15 protein-coding genes are annotated in these 23,332 nt (G+C 34.2%); 4 read left to right on the top strand and 11 right to left on the bottom strand.

Translation table 11 applies throughout. The features are described from left to right. Positions 1 to 843: 843 nt before the first annotated feature. From AC1Q7L_RS21640 to AC1Q7L_RS21675, 8 genes are all read right to left on the bottom strand, one after another. Positions 844 to 1,140: a VanZ family protein gene (locus AC1Q7L_RS21640; protein WP_492308041.1), complete on the bottom strand. Its 297-nt coding sequence runs from the start codon at positions 1,138 to 1,140 to the stop codon at positions 844 to 846. Between the two features lie 55 nt (positions 1,141 to 1,195). Then, a complete protein-coding gene (gcvH, locus tag AC1Q7L_RS21645) occupies positions 1,196 to 1,573 on the bottom strand; it encodes a glycine cleavage system protein GcvH (protein ID WP_410694308.1) in 378 nt (125 codons plus the stop codon). Positions 1,574 to 1,683: 110 nt separating this feature from the next. Continuing rightward, complete coding sequence (gene sov / locus AC1Q7L_RS21650) at positions 1,684 to 8,760, bottom strand: T9SS outer membrane translocon Sov/SprA (RefSeq protein ID WP_492308038.1); 7,077 nt, start codon at positions 8,758 to 8,760, stop codon at positions 1,684 to 1,686. A gap of 6 nt (positions 8,761 to 8,766) precedes the next feature. Then, positions 8,767 to 9,351 carry a Holliday junction branch migration protein RuvA gene (ruvA, locus tag AC1Q7L_RS21655; RefSeq protein ID WP_066752393.1) on the bottom strand — a complete coding sequence of 195 codons (585 nt, stop codon included), beginning with the start codon at positions 9,349 to 9,351 and terminating at the stop codon, positions 8,767 to 8,769. Between the two features lie 187 nt (positions 9,352 to 9,538). Further along, positions 9,539 to 10,183: an HAD family hydrolase gene (locus tag AC1Q7L_RS21660; protein WP_410694306.1), complete on the bottom strand. Its 645-nt coding sequence runs from the start codon at positions 10,181 to 10,183 to the stop codon at positions 9,539 to 9,541. An 86-nt stretch (positions 10,184 to 10,269) separates the two neighbouring features. Next, entirely contained in the window at positions 10,270 to 12,564 is a 2,295-nt protein-coding gene (locus tag AC1Q7L_RS21665) for an NADP-dependent malic enzyme (RefSeq protein ID WP_492308037.1), read from the bottom strand. Positions 12,565 to 12,576: 12 nt separating this feature from the next. Next, the gene (locus tag AC1Q7L_RS21670) at positions 12,577 to 13,428 is read right to left on the bottom strand and encodes an ATPase (protein WP_410694304.1); all 852 of its coding nucleotides are present in this window, start codon (positions 13,426 to 13,428) and stop codon (positions 12,577 to 12,579) included. Positions 13,429 to 13,513: 85 nt separating this feature from the next. Then, on the bottom strand, positions 13,514 to 13,777 hold the full coding sequence (locus tag AC1Q7L_RS21675) for a hypothetical protein (protein WP_492308036.1): 264 nt from the start codon (positions 13,775 to 13,777) through the stop codon (positions 13,514 to 13,516). A gap of 230 nt (positions 13,778 to 14,007) precedes the next feature. Between AC1Q7L_RS21675 and AC1Q7L_RS21680 the strand changes: the two genes are divergently transcribed. The 4 genes from AC1Q7L_RS21680 to AC1Q7L_RS21695 all read left to right on the top strand — a co-directional run bounded on the left by AC1Q7L_RS21680 (position 14,008) and on the right by AC1Q7L_RS21695 (position 17,736). Further along, a complete protein-coding gene (locus AC1Q7L_RS21680; protein WP_492308035.1) occupies positions 14,008 to 14,466 on the top strand; it encodes a GtrA family protein in 459 nt (152 codons plus the stop codon). Between the two features lie 3 nt (positions 14,467 to 14,469). Beyond that, positions 14,470 to 15,198 (top strand): lysophospholipid acyltransferase family protein, encoded by a 729-nt coding sequence (locus AC1Q7L_RS21685; protein ID WP_492308034.1) that lies wholly within the window; start codon positions 14,470 to 14,472, stop codon positions 15,196 to 15,198. Positions 15,199 to 15,239: 41 nt separating this feature from the next. After that, on the top strand, positions 15,240 to 16,685 hold the full coding sequence (locus tag AC1Q7L_RS21690; RefSeq protein WP_492308033.1) for an MFS transporter: 1,446 nt from the start codon (positions 15,240 to 15,242) through the stop codon (positions 16,683 to 16,685). Between the two features lie 94 nt (positions 16,686 to 16,779). Beyond that, positions 16,780 to 17,736 carry a DUF3810 domain-containing protein gene (locus AC1Q7L_RS21695; RefSeq protein ID WP_492329398.1) on the top strand — a complete coding sequence of 319 codons (957 nt, stop codon included), beginning with the start codon at positions 16,780 to 16,782 and terminating at the stop codon, positions 17,734 to 17,736. A gap of 390 nt (positions 17,737 to 18,126) precedes the next feature. Here AC1Q7L_RS21695 and AC1Q7L_RS21700 read toward each other — a convergent pair whose 3' ends face one another. Genes AC1Q7L_RS21700 through AC1Q7L_RS21710 form a run of 3 tightly spaced genes read right to left on the bottom strand, consistent with a single transcriptional unit; the run spans position 18,127 to position 23,330 of the window. Further along, entirely contained in the window at positions 18,127 to 18,957 is an 831-nt protein-coding gene (locus AC1Q7L_RS21700) for a thiopeptide-type bacteriocin biosynthesis protein (protein WP_492308031.1), read from the bottom strand. Positions 18,958 to 18,961: 4 nt separating this feature from the next. Next, positions 18,962 to 21,151 carry a lantibiotic dehydratase family protein gene (locus AC1Q7L_RS21705; protein ID WP_492308030.1) on the bottom strand — a complete coding sequence of 730 codons (2,190 nt, stop codon included), beginning with the start codon at positions 21,149 to 21,151 and terminating at the stop codon, positions 18,962 to 18,964. A gap of 1 nt (position 21,152) precedes the next feature. After that, entirely contained in the window at positions 21,153 to 23,330 is a 2,178-nt protein-coding gene (locus tag AC1Q7L_RS21710; protein WP_492308029.1) for a prolyl oligopeptidase family serine peptidase, read from the bottom strand. Between the last annotated feature and the right edge of the window lie 2 nt (positions 23,331 to 23,332).

Here is a 23,332-nt window from a genome sequence, read left to right on the forward strand (position 1 = left end):
TTATTTTAACTTTAACAACTTTTATTTAATAAAAATTTTAATGTTTGTTGTAATCTGTTTCGTAGTCTTTATACTCTATTACCTCCTTCTGCGCTACCAATCCACTCTCGTTTTTCAGTGGGGCAAAAGTAGCACCTTTTTACCCACCATTCCAAATCTATTTAACATAATGTTCATGTGGAATTCGTATTGTGGAAAAGTTTCAAATCTAATTTGTTGATATAAATTACTTTATGGCATGAGCCATAGTTATCCACAGGATTCGATTGGTTTGTTGAAAGATCTGGGAATAGGCGTTCGGGAGGGTTTTGGAGCTTTTAATATGAATTGAAAGGATTTACTTTTATATAATAGGTATACTATATATAAGGTATGTTCTAATTAAACCTCATAGGTTTTGAAAACCTATGAGGTTGGGAGTCGTGAGAGGTTATGCTTGAGGATGCCTTTTTTATTTCCCACAGATTTTCACAGATTTGCACAGATCTTAAAACTAGGGTTTAGTGTGGGGAGAGTTGGAGAGTAAGAGTACCAGCCTATAATTTCATAGATTGATTTGAGAATTGGTTTGGAGAGTTGGGAAAGGAAATATTTGGAAGAAAGAATAAGGATTAATAAGTCATTAATACTTGAGAAAAATTTTATTACGAGAAAAAGTAATAAGAACGCCCAATACCCTAGCCCGGATTGGAGCGGTATCCTTTTTGGGGGCGGCCGGAGCGAAGCGAAGGCCGTCACCAAAAAGATAGAGTGGAAAGCCGGATGAAGCTCCTGAAAAGTTTCGAGTTGGAGGGTTAATGGGTTTGAGAGTTGGAGGGTTTAATCCTTGCGTTGAGTGAAAGATTAGAAAAATCGGTTGACTAACGCTTTATATATAAAGTACCCGATTAAGCAGCCGATGGTGTCTGCGACGATATCTAGGGATTCCATGGATCTGCCTAAGCCCATTTCGTCCTGGAGGATTTCTGTGAGGAAAGCATATATAAGGATGATTTGAAAGAAATAGGAAAATTTGATCTTTGGGAAAGTTGCAATGAACAGGAAACCCAGCATCGCAAATATGCTCAAGTGTAGAACTTTGTCGATTCCGCTGAACATAAACCAATATTCATGGTTTTCTTCGCCCGGCTTTAAGAGCATATAAGTAAGAAATGCCCAATAAATGGGCAATATCTTACTAAATATTTTTGAAATTTTATCCAATGATAGCTTGGTATTCTTCTGCTGTAAGTAATTCTGATTGATCTGCACCGTCAGCCAATTCTAATTTGATGATCCAACCGTTTCCATAAGGATCTGTATTTAACAATTCTGGCTGAGCTTCTAGTTCTGAATTAAATTCAATCACTTTTCCTGCGATAGGTAAGAATAAGTCTGAAACTGTTTTTACTGCTTCAACACTTCCGAAAACTGCACCTCCTTCTAAATCGTCATCTACTGTATCAATATCAACATAAACGATATCTCCAAGTTCTCCTTGTGCAAAATCAGTAATACCAATTGTAGCCACGTTTCCTTCAATCTTGATCCATTCGTGGTCCTTAGTGTACTTTAATTCTGATGGTGTGTTCATTTTTAAATTTTTATTTTTACAAATGTATTCAAAATAATAGTAGGTTCAAATATTGAATATAAAAAATGTCCCTCAAAATTGAAGGACATTTAATTTTATGTTTATTTAGTTTAAAAACCACCACCTGAATCTCCAAATGTAAATGTCGCAGAAAGCCCGGCTCTGATCGTTGACAGAGGGAATGCTGTTGAAATTTTATACTTGGAAGTCATTTGTTCGTAGAATACTCTTAGGTTAAGATTTTCCGAAACGTTATAGTCTGCAGAAAGTCTGATGTTCATTAATTTCTGTCCACCTGTCACCTGAGAATCATCCAATAAGATATTCATGATACTTGTTCTGCTGTCTCTTAATGAGATATCACCTCTAATATTAAGATCGCTTCCTTTACCTCTGCTACCTCTTGTGTTTGCCATTCCTAATCTGAAATTACGAACGATATAACCCAATCTTACTACATATTCTGTATTGGCATCTTCGGTAAGCGTATGGTTGATTAATCCTAACAATAACATTCTTGTTTTGTTATACTGTAAACCAAACTGGAAGTTGTTTCTCATCGTAACATCGATTCCGATAAGTGGTGAGAAGTTTTCAACATATCCAACCTGAGCAAAAGTAAATGGATTTATATAATCATTATTAACATCTCTACCCGAACTTGTATTAGAGGTCAATGTATTGAAGTAATCAACACTTGACTGAATACCCGTTGCAGTATACGTTGCCGTATAACCGTGTAGAATATCAAACTTAGAGAACTGACCATTAATGAAAGGTACATTTCTCAATCCTGAATAGGTAAGTTTCCAGTTTGGTAACGGAAGTCCTGCTTTTTTAGCATTCCCGATAAGTTCCGGAGCCTTACCTTCAACTGCTGCTCTAAATGCAGGTATTAAAACGTAGGCATTCGAAATACTGTGACCTTCTGTAAATCCGTCAGCACCAATACCACCTCCCATCTGCTGAGATATTGCTCTTGCGTTATCTTTAATAGCCTGGAAAATTGCCTGTCCATCTTTGAAAGACGTTTTCAGAAGGATTACCGAGTTTGAATACGTCACAAAATCATTAGCAAAAGTGTAGTTAGGATTTGGATTTCCGTTACTGTCGCGATAATTAAATCCGGTTTGCGTAAAGTTTCTGTTATAAGTATGTATTCCGTTAAGATCAATTCTAAGATCATTCATCGGAACGATCTGTAAATTCGCCCTCAGTTCTTTTGTTGACATTTTGACGTAAGGATCGGTCATAAATTCGGAATCACTTACCCAGCCATTTTCCATGACCAATCTTCTGATGTCTGCCTGTGATCCAAATAAGAATCCAAGTGTTGGACCTCCTAGTGTTTGTCCATAACCATAGAAGTTTGGAGCAGATAATAATCCTGGAAGTACAGTTCCGTTATTTTCAGAATAATTAAAATCTAACTGCTTAAATGATGTCAATAAGAACGCTGCACTTTGCAACGGCGTTAATCTATTCTTAAATTTATAATCTTTATACTTATATCTTCTCTTCTCCCACTGCTGTGTGTACGCATTATTAAGAGAGTCAATTTCCTGCTTACGTTTCTGAAGTTTAGTTGATATATTTTTGAAATATTTAAACTGTCCAAAGAACTTAGGGAAATCAGCTGTTGCCGTTGCCTGAATTACGCTTGTGTTCTGACCAATAGATCCTAAACTTCCGCCCGGAGATGAAAGCAATGCTGTAGATCTTGCATTCCAGTTATAAGTCGTTCCATATCCCACTTCTGCATCAATGAAATCCAAATATGGAAGATATTGGAATGGCAATTTGTAATTCAACTGAATTCTATGATTATACAACACCGGTCTACCTGCTCTGAAGATGTTTCCAAAGATGGCAGTGTTGTCCATTGTGTTTACATCAACATTATCATTCAGCGTTCTTGTTACAGAGTTGATTTCTAATTTCAATGATTTCGTGAAGTTGAAACCTAATCCATACTGCCATCCAAAATAGAAATTTCTGTTTCTGATAGCTGCGAAGTCATCAGTCATATTTCCACTTAAGATTGATTCAATATTTCTGAATTCAAGCTCATTATAATTTCTGTCGATTTCTGTTCTGAAAGATAATCTTGTAGGAACCGGATTGAAATTAAATTCTTTAACCCATCTCAGATATTTTGTAGACTTCGCGGTATCGCTGATCATTTTATTGAATGGCTTAATTACCCACGGTTTGAATGTATAATTGTAATCAATATATCCTCTCAGATATTGTCTGTAATTTTTCTTTGTGTAAATATCTCTGTAATAATCGTCATTATAAACCGCAGTAACAGAAACGTTTTCTATGTCATAGAATTTAGCCTTTTTATTAGGATTCATTCTTTCCTTGTGCATATTCACAACACCCAAACTTCTTTGTTGAGTATACGTTCTCGCTACTTTTTTAAGCTGTTCTTTGTTTGCTGCTTTACTGAACTCAACATCAGTATCCAAAGGATTGTACTTTGGATCTTCGATTGTTTGAGAATAAGAATAGTTTAACGGAATTTTCACCCCACTCTTCTCAGGAAGGAACTTATCTACATTGATCGCAGTATTAATACTGAATGCAGATTGTGTAGACTGATTTCTTTCCGCAGGTTTAGAATCAATATTACCGAAACCAACAGATGTATAAGATGCACTTGTATTAACGGTCGCAAAATCTCCAAGGTTGAAGTTTAAGCTTGCATTTCCTGCATAACCACCATCGTTTTCAATTTCTGAAAGACGGATTTCGTTTACCCAAAGCACCCTGTCTATTGATACTCCTGTTCTATCTCCCGCATTTCTTATACCTAATACAATGGATGTCACATTTCCTAAACTTGGACGCCCTTTAACATAGATTTTTTTGAAGTTAATATCACTTCCAAACTCTTGATCCATGATTCTCTTAGCAATATCATTCGGGAAGTTTTTATCTCTTCTGATTTTAGCATCTACAAAATCCTGAATATCCAAGTCTACTTCATTATCCAATGGCCAAATATCCATTGGCGCCGTAGCTGTTTTTGAAGTAAGCTTTAAAGAAGCTTCATATTCGTAATAGTTATCCGTTGCATCGTTTCCGAAACGGATAAAGAATTTCGTCTTTTTATCCATTAATCCAATATTAGGATCTCTGTTTTCAGGATCTTCAGCGTGTACAAAAAGTTTTAGCTTCTTGTATCTTCTCATATCTAATGAAGAGTTCTTGAACACCCCTCTAGCCTCTGTAGTACGAAGTTCATTCGCTCTCATATATAGAGAAGCTTCATTCTGTCTTTGCGCACCTGCATTTCCGCTCAATACCTGTCTGTCAATTCCCGGAGGCAATACATATGGAGGTTGGTTTAATGCATTTTCTTCAATATTTACACTTCCAATTTCAAAATTATTTGGATCTACAACATCAGATGTTCCTTCATTTGTTGCAGGATCAGCAGTTGTATCTGTTCCGTATACTGCGAAGTTTTTAGGATATCTTCTCCAATCTGATCTTACAAGATCTAATGTCCCAAACCTCAACGTTGAAGTTTGATCAAAACCTGTTAATAGTAATCTTGCAAATCTTACATTGTTAAGAACATCTGCAGCATGATCTCCTGCAGTAGCATCATACTGAGCAATTGGAACTCTGAATAAGTACCATTTCACCTGATCAGTCTGCCCGTTTTGGAAAGTTGCCTGAACAGTTTTAACATCAACAATATTATTCTGACCTAAAACCAAGTTACCTTGATCTAATTTTACTTCATATTGATTATAGCTTTCATTCTGATCTAAGTTATAATCTTTATTGATGTCTTCTGCATCCGGAGTTTGAGTAGATACTTCCAGAGAATTAGCCTGAGAGTTTCCTTCCGGATTTCTGAAATATTTATATCTCTGAATAATTGACGCTGCCTGACTGCCCGTAAATTTATCCGACAAATAGAATACGAAATCATCCACAGCTGGATCGGCAATATTTGTAACAGGGTTAATAAATGTATTTCCGAATTTTATTGCTTCCTGTTCAGAGCTCAAACCGTCATACCCTAAATCCTGTGCTTTTCTATCATCCCCTTCACTTGAGAATGCATATAAAATCGGTGGCTGTTTTGGCTGAGTTCCCCAATTTGTATTTGTTGTTGTAGAAGGAGCTGATCCCGTTGGTAATCCATTCTCATACTGCATTTGTCCGTCTTTTAAAACATCTTCGGAAACGTTTCCTAATTGTAGTAAAAGCCTTGGATTTGTCCCTAAGTTATTTCCATCAGCGTAAGGATCCATCATCCAGAATTCAACATATTCAATATTAGAATTCACAAAGTTGGAAATGCTTATCGGTCTCATAATACCCGCCCATCTTTGCTGAGTTGTTTCGTTAGCCGGGTTTACGTTATATGGTCCTTTTTCTCTAGGATAATAAGATATATCGAAAGTATTAGTGAAGGTTTGTTCACCTGCAACAAAATCTCTGTTATTAAAGATCTCAGAAAGCTGAACTCTTCTCGAAGCGTGATTAGAAACCGACTGCGGAGTAATTCCTGCAGGAGCTCTACCACCTACACCATAGAATCTCGGGTCAATGTTATACCAAGATAATAAACCTCTACCATAACCATTTGTAATATCATTATTTGCACCAGCTCCTTGGAAAATAGCATCACCCTGATTCTTTTCAGGTTTTGAAGCTAAACTCCAAGCGGTAGGCTCTTTTAATGAAATTTTAGAAGTGGTTTGTTCAAAATCGTCAATGTATGACTGGTCATTTGTTCCTTTATTAAGTCCAGGAAGTAGATAAGCCGCTTCCATTTTGAAATTCAAATTAGATGGCGCTTCTGTATTTATTAATGGAATTTTATCCGTTAATCTCGTAAGGAAAGGAAGTTGGTTGTTGTACATTAAGTTAACACCAGCCATTGTATTATTTACAGCTTCCTGACCGTAGTTTACTTTTTGAGTAAGCGGAGATTCGGAGTAATTAACAACCGTTCCACCAAAAATAAAGTTCTCATTAACTCTTCTTTCTAAGTTTAATCCTAAGAATCTTTTTCGTTGTGTATTAAATGTTAATTGATTTTCTAATGCGATATTAATTGCCTGTCCGGACTGTTTTACATTTTCATTGATAATGGTAACTGTTCCCAGCATATAGTCAACCGTATAGTCAACACCTTCTGTTAACTGAACACCGTTTGCAGATACTTTTACAGATCCTTGTGGAACATTTACAGCTCCTAAGGAAATTCCTTGTCCCTGCGTTCCTTTGTAACGACCTTCCAATGTATATCGCTGAGCTAGGTTGTTAGATGATGCAACCTGTTTCTGCTGAGTATATAATTCATTGAAAACATATTGCGGATCATTACTTCCCAAAACCTGCGACATATATTTACCGAACGGCTGAGCTTTCGTAAAGATAACCCTTCCGGTTTCCGGCCGGATCGTTATTCCGTTTACAAAGTCAAAAATACCGTCACCGGTTGTACTTCCGTTATTCTGAATATCTCCATTCGTGTTAAGTCGATCCCAGTTTAGTAATTTCAATAAATTGGTGTCTTTAACGATCGTATTTGGAAGGTAATTTACTTTACCTCCTGTTTGAGAATCTCTATAGAAAACATTTAAAATAAACCCATCCTGATTTACCTGTCCTGCGTCCAAAGCATAGATGTTCTTCATCATCAAATCCCACATTGGCGAGGCAACATTCAGCTTGTTGTTTACTCTTAAAACTTTAGTTACCAACACCGGGCTTTCTTCGGAGAATTCCCCTACTTTATAAACCTGATTGCTTCCGTTTACCGTGTACGAGTATGAAACAGCTAAAAGCTGATTGTCATTCAGCTTCTGGTTTAATGATATGTATCCTAATTGCGGTTGTAATGTATATTCGTTTGAATTTAATCTTCTTGCTTTTTTATTGAATATAAAATGTTCACTATTTTGATAAGGCTCTGCACTTCCCGGAAAAACCTGTCCTTGCAGAAGATCGCCATAATTAGCTCCGGCGTCTCTTGGCGTTCCCATTGTATTGGACACCGCCTGATAAAGTCCATTTTGTGTGTTATCGGGCAATCCTGAAGCTCCTTCACCTAAGTCTCTAATTCCGACAATACTTTTCTGATAAGCTAAGTTACTGTTCCCTTGATCTAAAACCCAAACTTCTGCTCTTGTAATACTGATTTTTGAGTTGATCTGAGGATAATTAAGCAATGCATTATCATAATTATCTAAGAAATAATGTCCTAAAAAGTAGTGCTGATTATCTTCATAGTCAATTGCATTCATTTTGAAGGTATTCATTACACCTCCCCCTTGAACAACAATGTTTCTGGCCTCACCCTGTTGTTGGGAAAGAACCACAGTTCCGAAAGTTTTTCCAAGCTGAAACTCGGTTTTAACCCCGAATAATGACTGAGAACCTCGTATTAAACTCGTTGAAAGCGGCATATTTACGTTACCGAATTCAACTCTTTTTATAATTTTATCTTCTCCTCCTGCATTGGGCTGATCGACATTTCCAAGACCTTTTTGCTGGAGATCTTTCCAGCTTCCTTTTGCCTGCCAAACCAAGTTCATTCTGTTCTCAAAAGCAAAACCGCTCTGAGTATCGTAATTGGCTTTTAACTGAAGATTCTCCCCTACTTTACCCAATAAACCAAGCTGAATCCTTTGATCAATATCAAACGTAAAACTTTTTCTGTTTTGAGGTAAAATTAGTGGGTTATCTATTTTTTGATATAGTCCTGCGAAGTCAAAAGAAGCATATCCGGATGGGATGATTTCAATTTTGTTACTTCCAAAAATGGTTTCAAAAAGCTTGTTTCGAATGGTTAAAGAAGGGATCAAACCTTTTCTTCGGGCACCCTCTTTATCTTTTCGGAACATCAAACTGTATTTGTCTGATTTCTCCTTGTAGTAAGCCTTCGTCTGTGCTGCCAGCATAAACTCCTTGTAATCTTCAGGAGACATCGCTGTTGGCGGCCCGGTTATTGTATTACCAATTTTAGGATAAACGTAGTACATACCCGTTTTTACATCGTAAAAGGCTTCATACTGCGTAGGATCAGCCAGTTCATAGTCTTTCTTTACAATTGCGGTATCACGTACTGGTCGCTGTTGCGCAAAAGTACTTACTGATACACACAGAAAGGACAGGAACAAAAATATATTGAGAAACTTATTATTCGCCACCAAATGTTAAATGTTTTTTAAGATTTGTTTTACCAATTCTTCTACCGTAATAGCCGAATTTTGTTTTATTATTCTATCTGCAATCTTCTCGCTCATTCTTTTAGGAATTCCTAAAACTTCTAATGCAGATAACGATTCTTCCTTGATTTTATTATCCACAAATGTAGAAATATTTTCTTCTGCATTGGTGAATTTCTGGACTTTATCCTTTAAATCTACAATAATTCTTTCAGCAGTTTTTACCCCAAGACCTTTTGCTTTTTGGATCAACGCGCTGTTCTTGGAAAGTATGGCCGAAGCGATCTCATCAAGACTTAAAGTTGACAGTAAAATAAGTGCAGAAACAGCACCTACTCCATTAACGCTTATTAACAGATTGAACATTTCTTTTTCTGAACGAGTGTTAAATCCAAAAAGTAAATGAGCATCTTCACGGATGATCTGCTGGATAAAAAGTACGGTTGCCTGATTCAAAGTCAGGGTTTGTGAGGTCATTAAACTGATACCCACATAATAACCAACTCCTTGTACGTTGATTACTGCGTAGGTAGGCGTAAGTTCTTGAACAGTGCCTTGTAAAGAAAATATCATTATTAATTTTTAAAACTCCCAAATATAGCAATTTAAACTAATTAATGTTTTCATTTCATGCGCGAATGAAATTTAACTTAATTTTTAAGATAGAATTCAAGGATTTTTCACAAAAACAAAAGACTCCAAAATTTGGAGTCTTTGTAAAATTATTATGATTTAAAAGTTATTTAATTAAAAATATCTTCTAAACAATCTCAATATTAGTATAATCATTAATCACCTCAGCACAGCCGTTATCCATCAATTCTTCCAGTGAATGGGTAGTTGTAATCCCAATCACCTTCATTCCTGCATCCTTGGCAGCTTTTATTCCTCCCATTGAGTCTTCTACTGCAACGGTGTATTTAGCATCAACTTTTAGTTTTTCGAGTGTTTTTAAAAATATTTCAGGATTTGGTTTTCCCTTGGAAACTTCTATTCCACCGGTAATTTCCTGAAAATAGTTTTTAACATTCAATCCCCCTAAAATAAAATCAATACTTGACGGAATTCCCATCGTAGCAAGTCCTGTTTTGATGTTATTCTGATTCAATTTTTGAAGGAAAGGCGTTAATCCGTTCACTTCTTTGATATGGTTTTGATATAAAGTCTGATATGCTTTTTCCTTCGCTAATCCCAACTCATGAACTCTTTCTTTAGAAGTTTCTGCTCCGAAAAAACGGATGATCATTTCATCCAATGTTCCATGATTTTGGGCACTGAAATTCTCAGGCTCGATAATAATTCCATATTCTTTTAAAAATAAGATCCACGATTCTTCATGATAAGGGATGTTGTCTACAATGGTTCCATCCATATCAAAAATTATCGCCTTTTCATTTAACTTCATTTTCAAAATTTGTGTGTTTGTGTTTGTTTTTTTATTGTTTAAACCTCATAGGTTTTAGAAACCTATGAGGTTTAGTGATGTACTAATTATTTTTTGTCCTTTTTCTCTCTTCTCTGAGCATCAAGAACAGCAACTGTTGCCAAGTTTACGATCTCGTCTACACTTGAACGCATCTGTAAAACGTGAACAGGCTGTTTTAATCCCATCAAGATTGGCCCGATAACCTGAGCAACTTTCATCCCTCTGATGATCTTGTAAGATAAGTTGGCACTTTCAAGATTTGGGAAGATGAATGTGTTGGCAGGAGTTGTTCCTAATTTTGAGAAAGGATAATCACTTAAATGATCTGCATTCATGGCAAAATCCGGTTGAATTTCTCCATCAACAACCATTTTAGGGAATTTTTCGTGAAGAATGCTTACTGCTTTTGCTACTTTTTTCGAAGTATCAGAGATTCCTGCGAAGTTTTCGAAACCTAGCATTGCAATTCTTGGCTCAACAGCAAAAGTTTTAACGGTAATTTCTGCCATTTTAGCAATATTAACCAAATCTTCAGCCGTCGGATTTTGATTAATTGATGTATCTGCGAAGAAAATTGGTTTCTTTTCAGACAAAATCATCATCATTGCCGCTACTTTATCTACGCCTTTCTCTTTTTCGATAACTTCTAAAACAGGACGTAAAACTGAAGTATAATTTTTAGAGAATCCAACGATAAGTCCGTCAGTATCACCATGTCTTAACATCAATGGCCCGAAATAATCTCTCTGACGTACATATCTTTTTGCTTTGTACTCGTTCATCCCTTTTCTCTGGCGAAGTTTCCACAGCGTTTCTCTGTATTTCTGTCTATTTTCTTTTTGGTCGTCATCACTTGGATCGATAATCGGAATATCTAATTCAATTCCAAAACGCTCCATTTGCTCTTTGATGTATTTTTTGTTTCCTAAAAGACTTGGGAAAGCAATTCCCTCTTCGTACAGAATCTGAGCAGCTTTTAACACGTTGTATTCCTCAGCATTTCCAAGCGTAATTCTCTTCGGATCAGCTTTAGCACGGGTCTGCATCATTCTTACTAACTTCTCGTCTCTTCCCATTCTGTCAAGAAGACTGTTTTCGTATTCGTCGAAATCAGCAATCGTTTTTCTTGCAATACCACTTTCAATAGCCGCTTTTGCAACAGCACTTGAAACTTTGGTAATTAATCTGTTATCAAATGGTTTTGGAATAAAATATTCTCTACCAAACTGTAAATTCTGAACATTATAAGCCAAAATTACAGCCTCTGGAACCGGTTCTTTAGCCAAATCAGCGATCGCGTGAACGGCAGCCAATTTCATTTCTTCATTAATACCTTTTGCCTGAACATCCAATGCTCCACGGAAAATGTAAGGGAAACCTAGAACGTTATTAACCTGGTTAGGATAATCACTTCTTCCCGTTGCCATGATTACGTCTTTACGAGTTTCAAAAGCTAAATCATAAGCAATCTCAGGATCTGGATTTGCCAAAGCAAAAACGATTGGGTTTTCATTCATGCTTAATAGCATTTCGGGAGTCATAACGTTTCCTTTAGACAATCCGATAAAAACATCTGAACCTTTTACGGCATCTTCTAGTGTTTCAAGATCTGTATTGGCGATGAAATCTATTTTTTCAGGCGTAAGATTTTCTCTTTTATGATTGATAACTCCTTTGCTATCGCACATTAAAACGTTTTCTCTTTTTAAACCTAAAGATATATATAAGTTGGTACAAGCAATTGCCGCAGCTCCTGCTCCGTTTACCACCATTTTTACCTCATCGATCTTTTTGTCTGCAATTTGCAATGAGTTAATCAAAGCTGCTGCAGAAATGATCGCTGTTCCGTGTTGGTCATCGTGCATCAAAGGAATATCTAATTCCTCTTTTAATTTTTGTTCAATATAAAAAGCTTCAGGAGCTTTAATATCTTCAAGGTTAATTCCTCCAAAAGTTGGAGCAATACCTTTTACAATCTGAATAAATTTATCCGGATCCTTCTCATTAATCTCGATATCAAAAACATTGATATCTGCAAAAATCTTAAATAAAAGACCTTTACCTTCCATTACCGGTTTTGAAGCTTCTGCCCCAATATCACCCAATCCAAGAACTGCTGTACCGTTAGAAATTACAGCAACCAAGTTTCCTTTTCCTGTGTAATCATACACTGTTTCGGGCTTTTCGTAGATTTCCATACAAGGAACTGCCACTCCCGGAGAATATGCCAATGACAAATCTCTTTGTGAAGAGTGCGGTTTTGAAGGAATTACTTCGATTTTTCCTTTGGGTTCAGCTTTATGATAATCTAACGCGGCCTGATTGAAGTTCTTTTCGTCGCGGTGAGTTTTATTTGACATAAATAATATTTTTTAAAGTATGTATTTAACATGGTAGTCGACTAAACTTTCGATAGGTTTTTGTACAACATGCCCCACATTTAAATTAAGCTCTGCAGCTGCAGAACGTAGAATATCTTCGTAATAATAAGCAATTGAGCCTATAAAGTTGATCTCAGCATCTTTGCTTTCTTCATAAGGAAGAACCTGGTAGTCGAAAAAATTCTTCATCTCCTCCAAAACCATATTTCGGAGGTAAGGATGATCTTTTCGGTCTATAACAAATTTATTGAAATTCGCTAAATAAGCATTCGGTCTTGTGACATGATACATATTTTTTAATGCATCATCAATCGTTAAATTATAAATTTCCTGAAATTCCTGACTAAGATCCTCAGGAAGTTTTTGCATAAAAAATCTGCGTACCAATTGTTTACCAATTGCACTTCCACTTCCCTCATCTCCCATCAGGAATCCAAGAGAAGGAAGTTTTATTTTTAAATTTTCGCCGTCGAAATAGCAAGAATTAGAGCCCGTCCCCATAATGCAGACGATTGCAGGTCTTCCCTGATAAGCAGCATAAGCAGCTGCCAAAAGATCTTCCCTTACAGTAATTTCTGCATCACCAAACACTTTACCTAATTCTTCTACGATGGTATCACAGTTTTTTTGAATCCCGCATCCTGAACCATAGAAATAAATTTTCTTGATGGAATTCTTAACGGATGTTAAACTAGTATTCTTTTCAATTTCGGGAACAATGAGTTCTATGTTGATAAAATTGGGATTAAAACCAATGGTTTCCGTCTTTAGAAATACTTGTTTGAATTCATCCAATATTACCCAATCTGATTTAGTAGAACCACTATCAACAATAGCAACCATATTTTTCACATTTTAGTTTAAGGATGCTAAATTATGAATTTATCTTGAGAAGAGCTTAAAAACAGCTCAGAAACTAGCGTACTGATTAATGTTTTATATCAGCTTTCTTTTCATTGAATTGTATTAACCAATCTTCGATTTCATCTTCTAAATATGAAGTCTGAAGGATCATTGCATTAATAAAATCATCAGGAACAGGTTCATCTTTAGAATTTTCAAGATTCCAGAGCTCGTTTGACATATTTTCGTACTCTGAATACACCCGTTTGAAACGGGAATTTTCTTTCTCAAGAGCCTCAATATTATGTTGTTGAAGCTGAAATTTTCTGTATTTGTTTTGAGATTTCATACAAATATTATTATTAAGTGGTAAATATATAGTTGGAAGTACGCTTCAATCACGCATTACAAGATAGGAAAAACCATCAACACAAGTAGTTGAAAATGAATTTATTATCAGGTCTGTTTTATATCGTTCTGAAAATTAAAATTAGAAATATTTTTCATGTAAAAAAAATATTTAACATCTTTTTTTACTGTTTAACATATAGTTATAAATTTGCATATCATAAAATTGAGATGAAAGATATACTACTACGTCAAAAACAAATTTTGTTCTTTATTATTGCGGGAGGACTTAGCGCCATTATAGAAATCGGAAGCTTTAAAGCCTTCAGCACCTATCTGCCTCAGTTTTTTTCCAGTGAAACCAACTTTCACGGAATCCATTATCCTTTAAGTAATATTTTCTCTACCAGCTGTGGGATTATCACCAATTACTTCCTGAGCATCTGGTTTGTATTTGAAAGAGGAAAGCACTCCAAAAGAAAAGAATTTGCTTATTTTATGGTGGTTTCTTTTATTTCAACATTATTAAGTCTTAGCTTCTTCCAAATATTCTATAGTTTTATATTTAAAGATAATATTGATTTAATTTTTTATACCTTGAGTCCCGAAATAACCAGTAAGATTGCGGCAATATTATTGGTTTCAGTTCTTAATTATTCTATAAAAAAGAAAGTAATTTTTAACGGTTAATTTGTGGTAAAGATTTTAAATTATCTCTGGAGATTCTGGCTGCTTATTTTAGCCTTTGTTTTAACAGTTATTTTCGGAATACCTGTTTATATTTTATCTTTTAATAAGAGACATTATAAATATGCCTACAAATTCATACGACTTTGGAGCTACGCTATGTTCTACGGAATGGGTCTAAGATACGAAGTCATCAATCTCTCTGACCAAAAACCTGATAAGAATAAACCCCACGTTTTCATATCCAACCATACTTCTATTATGGATATTATGCTGATGTGTATTTTATGTTCCAAACATCCGGTTTGCTTTGTGGGAAAAAAAGAATTAGTGAAAATTCCAATTTTTGGAACCATATATAAAAGGATATGTGTGATGGTAGACAGAAGCAGCCCAAGAAGCCGAGCTGATGTTTATCGCAGATGTGCTGAGAAAATGGAAGAAGGAAACAGCATCGTTATTTTCCCGGAAGGAGGTGTTCCGGATGACACTTCTGTAATTTTGGATGAATTTAAAGACGGCGCATTTACATTATCTTCAAAACATGAGTCACCTATCGCAATCTATACTTTCATCGGATTAAAGGAAATTTTTCCGTTTGATAATGCAAAAGGTCATCCCGGTAAAGTAAAAGTTTATTTTAACGGAATTTTAGACTCTTCAACCTCCTCAAAAGACCTGAAAACAGAAGCGTTTGACGAAATAAAAAAAACCTTGCTAGAACGTTCTATTTAAAAGAAATAATTATATTTGTTATTAAGAAATCTTTAACAAACATGTCAAATTATTCTAAACAAACTAATTGGGGGCAATTCCTGCCATTAGTTATTGTGTTTTTTTTCTGGGGCTTCGTCGCTGCAAGTAACGACATCCTGATCCCGGTATTTAAAAAAGCCTTCAATTTATCACAAACCGAAAGTATGCTCGTCCAGATCTGTTTCTACGTCGCATATACGGTAGGTTCTTTAATTTATATGGCAGTTTCAAAAGGATTGAAACAAGATTTAATTAATAAAATCGGTTATAAAAACGGTCTAATAGTAGGACTCCTTATTTCTGCAGCAGGAACATTATTGTTTTATCCGGCAGCCAACATGGGATCGTTCCCATTAATGATCTCCGGATTGTTTATTGTTGGATTAGGGTTCTCTTTACAGCAAATTGTAGCGAATCCGTTAGCTATTGAGGTTGGTCCGTCTGAAACGGGATCTCAAAGATTAACAATGGCCGGGGGTGTTAACAACCTAGGAACTACAATAGGTCCGCTTATCGTTTCTTTTGCTATTTTCGGTTCTGCAAGTGCAGCTAATACGGAGGCGAGCATAGAAAGTGTTAAAGTACCTTATCTTATTTTAGGAGCAGCGTTCGCACTTGTTGCTTTTTTACTGAAATTCTCATCACTTCCTGCAATTACTCCTACTAATATTGAAAACACTGACGATTCTGTTCCAGGAGAACACAGAAAGTCGGCATTACAATATCCTCAGTTGATTTTAGGAATGATCGCTATATTTGTTTATGTAGGTGTAGAAGTTTCTACTGCAAGTAATTTACCTGCGTATATGGAAAAAGATTTAGGTTTTGCAACCAAAGACGTTGCTCCTTACATTTCTTTATATTGGGCTTCGATGATGATCGGACGTTGGACCGGTGCTGTAGATGCATTTGATTTTAGCGCGGGATTCAAAAAGATCTTACGATTTTTGGCTCCGTATTTGGCTTTTGCATTGTTCTTATTGGTTAATGCTATTGCGCATCACGATTTAGCTCCTTTCTATGTTTACGGACTTATCATTATCGCAATGATCATTTGTGATATCTTGAGTAAAGGAAATCCGGCAAGAATGCTGCTTATTTTCTCTTCTGCAGGTATTGCAGCTCTACTAATCGGTATGTTTACTACAGGAATGGTTTCTGTATACGCATTTACAAGTGTTGGATTATTCTGTTCTACGCTTTGGCCTTGTATCTTCGCTCTTGCGATCAATGGACTAGGAAAACACACTAACCAAGGTTCAGGATTATTAATCATGATGATTATGGGAGGTGGAATTGTAAGTCTTACTCAAGGATATGTAGCTGATTTAACAGACATTCATACAAGTTATATTGTTGGCGTTATCTGTTTTGCTTATTTAGCATTCTACGCGATCCGTGTGAGTGGAATTTTAAAGGCTCAGGGAATTGATTTAGATAAAATATCAAAAGGTAGTGGTCACTAACAGCACTACAAAAATATATAAGAAAAAGACATTTTGGACAGCTATTTTAGTTGTCCAAATTCTTTTGTTCTATGTTTTTTCGAGATCTAAAATGATGATCTCGTTTTTCGACCATTTTTTTGAGTTTCAGAAAAGTCTTCATCAAATAGTATTTTTCTGGATTCCTTTTTCATTTGGAGATTTATTCTATATAATATTAGGAGCATTTCTTTTGTATTCGATTATCAAGATATTTAAGAAAAAAAGCAGAAGCAGTTCTATTTTAAGACTTTTAATCGTTATTAATATCTTTTATTTTACTTATCAGATATTTTGGGGAATGTTATATTTTCAAACTCCGATTATTAAGAAGTTATCAAGTCAGAAAGAACCAACTTTAGGAAAAGCAAAAATCTTAGCCTTACAATATCTTGAAAAATGCAAAGCAACAAGACAGCTTGTAGAGGAAGACAAAAATGGAATTTTCGTTGTGAAAGATTTAAAAGCGATTCAAAAAGAAATACTTTTTCAGCAGGAAAAACTTCCAAAATATATTTCGGATAAGAAAGCGCCTCAGATTAACTCATTTAAACCAAGCTTATTTAAGAATGTGATGAGTTTTACGGGCATTCTGGGCTACTATAATCCTTTCACTGCAGAAGCACAATACAACTCCGAATTACCGTCTACATTCATCCCTTTTACCTCCGCTCATGAAAGTTCGCATCAATTAGGTTTCGCAAGAGAGCAGGAAGCTAATTTTGTGGGATATTTAATTGGAATTAAATCTGAAAATTTAGAACTGAGATACAGCACGGAATATTTTACGTTAAAAAGCCTTTTAAGATATATTGTTGAAAACGATCCCAAATTTGTGAAGTCTATTCTGAAGAATTATTCTGCCGGAATGAAAAGAGACAGATCATATGAGAAGAGTTTTATAATGAGACATCAAGGCTGGCTGGATGATTTCTTCGGATTTACCAATAATCTGTTCTTAAAAAGTAATCAGCAGGAAGGATCTGTAACTTATTCTTACTTTATAGATTTATTATTAAATTATGAAAAGTAGCCATAAAACAAAAGAATCGTATCAGGCGATACGATTCTAAAAACACAAATGATGAAAAAAAATTTATTACCTTGACTTGTTCCCTCATTCAAGGCGTTGTAAAAGTACAATATATTTTAGAATTACAAAAACATTTCCCTTCTTTTTTTAAAATTTATGAAAACTTTATGACTTTTTAAGTTCACTTGAGTTCACGTCCCAATTTAATGAATTATGATTAAAACTTTAAATAAATAATAAAATACTAGTTAAAAATAAACTTTAACTTAAAAATAATAATAAACCTAACATTTGTTTGGAAAATTATCATTTCTCAAATTGAGACATAATCAAAAATAACGTTTCGAAAATAAAAATGTAAATTGAATTATTTAAAATATCGAACCCAAATTATTTAAACTCGTGAAAAGAAATTGTCTTATAATATCGAAATAAATAATCATAAATGATCATTTCAAATAATCGTTGATTCGAAACAAACATCCTGTTTATATTAATGTGAAAAATGCTCTGAAAAAAATCCTGTAAAGAAGAATTCTTCAAAATGATATTTTCTAAAGTTGGAGCGAGTTCTAAAATATGAGCTTCAGTATTTTTTCTAAAATCCAGATATTCTTCAGATTCGATAAAATCAATATATTTAGGTTTGAAAAGTCTGTATTTTTTATCAAGCTGACTGTTCAGTTTTTTATCCGCATTAAATTCTCTTTTAAAAGCATCATTTGAATTTTTTATCCACAACAACTTTTCATTAATAGACAGTTTTAGAAGATCTAATATCTTATCAATATAAAAAAGTGAGAGAATTATTTTATCTTCATCATCTAAATGAAGACATTCTTTTACAAAAAAATCACTGTTTTTATAGAAAAGATACTCCGCATCATCCATTGTTGATATTCCATATCTTTCAATTTCTCTGTTATAAGTATCAATAACAAAATTTGAAATTTCTCCTGAATTGATATATTTTTCAAAAGTAAATTGGATCTTGTCGAGAATTTCACTGTAATAATTATTATCAGACAACTCAAATCTAACTCTCAAATGCGATTTTGGATCATTGTATCGAATAAAAAACCATTTCGAAATGTATTTATTTTCAATAAAAAATTCGGTCAAAGGTTGAATTACCTCTTCCAAAAGAACATCGGAAGTCTTTACACCTGTATAAATTTTAAGGTACAACCACTTACTTCCCGGACTCAATTTTCTCACCATTCCATTACTTATCTTTATACATTGAAAATACAAACTGACGCATAAATTCATCATTTTCATTATAGAGAAACTCTTCTATTATAATTGATTTTTCGGTTTTTACAGTTTCCACAAATAGTTGGGCAAGGTCATAATTATCCAGATTCAGCGTTAAAGTATTGTCATGCTTTACCCATTGAATCCACTCCGGGATTTTTCTTTTCAATCTCCAATTTTTCATTTCATCTAAAAATTCTTTTTTATTATCAATTGATATAAGTAAAGTATGAATATCTTTTTCATTGATCGTCCATTGAGCTTTAGATAAAATAATGTTTTTATATTCTACTCTTGGTAAAAATTTATAGAGCTGAGCCAATCCTCCCCAACTGAAATACAAGTTTGTCCTTTCATTTTGTGAAGAAAAGTCAGCAAGAAAGTGATAAACCGGAAGAGTATTTGTATAATAATTATGAGCATTTGTAAGATAGGGTTTAACCTGTTTATTGAATTTTTTGGAGCGCAAAATAAGCTTATCATACTTCAAAGAAATATACAGATCATCAACAGAAATTTGACTTTCTGCTGGTAAAATTGATTGCGCCAAATAAGGAATTTCGTAATTCCTCAAAGAAGGCCGTCTGATCACATTTCCAATTCTGGCTTCAGGCAAATGAATGATTTCTGCTAAAATATAGTCCGGATTTAGTTCTTCTTCTTTTTTTACGATTCTTTTTGTCTGATTTTGCACTTCAGATCTTTCAGAACAAAAACGTCCTAATAAGTTTGCAGCACTGCTCCCTCCTCCTCCATCTAACACAAGTTTCTCATGTCCGGATTCTAAAATGATCTGTGACATAAAAGAAATTGTATTGGGTAAATCATCCCAAGTTTCTTCAAAGTCTTTAAAGTCTTCATCGGATAATTCTATTACAAATTGATTGTCGAGCAAAGCTTCCTGTAATTTTTCATTTAGGACTTTTTGAACCGGATTGATTTTAATCGTAAGATCCTGAATATTTTTAGAAAATGGCAACTGAAGATCATCTAAATAAGGATGAACCCCTTTTGACTGAATATCCTGCAGGTATCCAATCCCAACTTCGGTATCTAAAACGTAAGACAAAGGCATTTCTTCTCCTTCAAACCTTTCATTAAAAGCTTTTCTGAATTTCTCAAGAGATGTATCTTTTTGAAGCAAAGTAATTTTATTAAGAAAACTAAAGCCTTTTTTCAGTTCTTTCTTCCAATGATTAGGAAGCTGAAATTTATTTTGAAAATATAAATCGGTTTGAAAAAGATATTTCTGCTCATATTCTGTTTGAAAAGACTGAATGAGTTTCTCGATCTCAGCATAACATGTAATTGGATTTCCAATTTGTAAATCCAATTCTAAAAGTTTTTCTTTTATTGAAATTAAAGTTGATGTTTCTTTTTCGGCGCCTATTCTTCTTAAGACAGAAATTATTACTTCTAAAAAATCATCTCCAGATACAGTTGGTTCCAGTTCGCTTACCAAAACCTGATTATCTATAAGTTCATCAATAAATTCAGAGGCATCTTCTAATGAGATTTCATTATTTACAAGAATTTCTGCAATCTGTAAAATCGTTTTACCTTCTTTTGAAAAATGTAAAACCATTTCCAGATAATCTAAAAATGGAGCGGAAGAAATTATATATTGTCTCTTTCCATTGTTATATTCATATTCAACATAACGGATTTTGTCTCCGATTTTATAAATACTATTGTTCGGAAAAAATAATAATTGATTTTTTATCTCGGGAATTAGTGTAAAACTTTTTGATAAGCCTACCAAAAAATGCATGTCCAGTTTTGTATCCCGAATTTTGTCCAAGTCCAAATCTTTTGATTCCAAAGAATCTTCAAATTTCCCCAAACCAACTCCTGAAAACAAGCCGAATGGTGTACAGCGTGTACTCATTCGGCCATAGTATTTCAGTATGGTATTTATTAGTTTTTGATATTGTTTTGGTGAAAGTTCTTTTTCTGAATTCAACCAAAGATTGACCTCTTCATATAAATAAGGCGATGCCAAATAAATGGCTTCCTGAAAAACAGAATCTCTACAGATTTCTTTTAATTCTTCTTCCGATAATTCCTCTTTATTGAACTGATCATTAAAGTTTTTTCGCGAAAATAAAGGAGTACGAAATATATACTCATCGAAGAAATTATAGGGAAAGCGGGACATTTTATTTTTTTGTGGTTTCTTTTGGTTGATAGTCTGGGTGACCTAGTTGCCAGAAGGCAAAGGTAAACATATCTCCTAAATTGGCGTATCGTTGTGCTACAGGTACATTACCAACGTGTCCTCCTTCAAAATCTATTTTTAGTAATATGGGATTATCCGAAACATTATCTGCCATTAGTTTGGCTGCAAATTTTGTAGGTTCCCAAACTATTACTCTTTGGTCATTTATTCCTCCTGTTATAAATGTAGCAGGATATTTCACTCCTTTTTTAATATGATGATAGGCATCCATTTCCAATAATGCCTTAAACTCCTTTGGATCTTTTACACTTCCAAATTCTTTTGGCTGTCCATTAGGAGTTGCTTCCTCTCGAAGAGTATTTAGCGCACCCACTTCAGCAATAACAGCTTTAAAAAGGTCAGGTCTTTCTGTCATTGCTCTTCCTACTGTAATTCCTCCTGCACTTGCTCCCCAAATAGCTACTTTATTTTTTGATGTATATTTTTCTTTTATCAGGTATTCTGTACAGTCTATTAGATCTCTCCAAGTATTAGGTTTGGTTTCCTTATATCCCCCTAAGCGCCATTTTTCTCCTTTTTCATTCCCTCCTCTTACGTGGGCTACAGCTACCATCCCACCCTGATTAACCCATAATAAATACATTTTAGCAAAAAATGGGGCGTATGATATTCCATAAGAGCCATAACTATCAATAAGTATCATATTCTTACCATCTTTTTTGAGGTTTTTATTATATATTAGGGATACTGGAATTTCTTCTCCATCCCTAGCTTTAATAGTAATCTCATTAACTACTATATTATTAAATTCGGGATATTCTGTAATAGGACCTAAATTTTCCGGTTTAAATGTATTAGTTTTCACATCATACTTAAAACGTTGCTCCTCATTCGCCCATCCTGAACATGTTATCCAAATATCAGGAGAGTTTCCGTCTTTAGATTGTAAATCAATACTTCCAGATGGATAAGGAAGTGTAATCGCAATATCTTTTCCATCTTTATATAAATATAGCTTAGCTTCTACTCCATTTTTAGTTGTAGTATAATAGATACCGTCCTTAGTTATTCTATAACTCTTAATAATTTCATCTTTTTTCTCTGGAACTAAAGTTTCTGCTTTTTTAAAATTTGGATTATCAATACTGGTTTTACATAATTTATTAAGAGACGAATTATAAGCGGATTGAAAGACAACATTATCATTCCAAAAGTCTAAATTCTTAGTTTTATCACTTGGTTCAGAAAATGGTTTCCAATTTTTTTTACCCGCTAATAAATCTTTTTTGTTAATAATGAATGTTTTTCTGAAAGATTGAAAATCAACTATCATTCCTATATAATACTGATCATTTTGATCAAAGCTTAAAATCATTGGATACTGACTTTCTGTAATATCTAAATCAGGATTATTTTTAGCAGAAAAAACATCAACTGATTTTTTTGGATCTGTTCCTAACTTATATAAAACGGTTCGTGTATTTTTATAAAAATCCTTAGATTTAGGATCTAGTGTTGAAAAAGCTACATAGAAAAAACTACTGTTATCATCTATCCATTTAATTCCATCAAAAGTAGCAGGAGCTGCATTAGTAATCGTCTCGGGATGAAGATATTTTGTTTTGACATCCATAATAATTACATCTGCCAATTCATTACCTTTTTCAGACATAGAAATAGCAATTTGATTACCATCCCAACTCGGACTTATATAATTGATAACAAACTCATGATTTCTCTCTGAATCTTTATAATTGATAGGATCATAAAGAAGTTCTTCTTTTCCTTGAAATCCTTCTCTAAAGTAAACCTTAGCTACTTTTTCATCACCTTTTTTCTTTAAATAAAAATATTTATCACTATCCACTATTTTCAAATCAGATATTGAATATCCTTGTCTTTTATCAAGCTCTAGTCTTTTTTCTAAATAATATTTTTTTCTAGGAATTAAATCTAAAACAGAATTAGTATAAGCCGTCTGAGATTTCATCCAATTAATATTCTGAGAGTCATCTAGGTTCTCCAAATTCCTATAATCATCAATTATTTTAATGCCAAAATAGTCTTCCGCAACCGGCTTTGATATTGCTAAATTTGTTTTTTGAGCATTAAAAGAAATAGGCAACAAACAGATAATAATAAATATTCTTACTTTCATGA

The organism is Chryseobacterium sp. GW823-FHT05E08, from assembly GCF_058795655.1.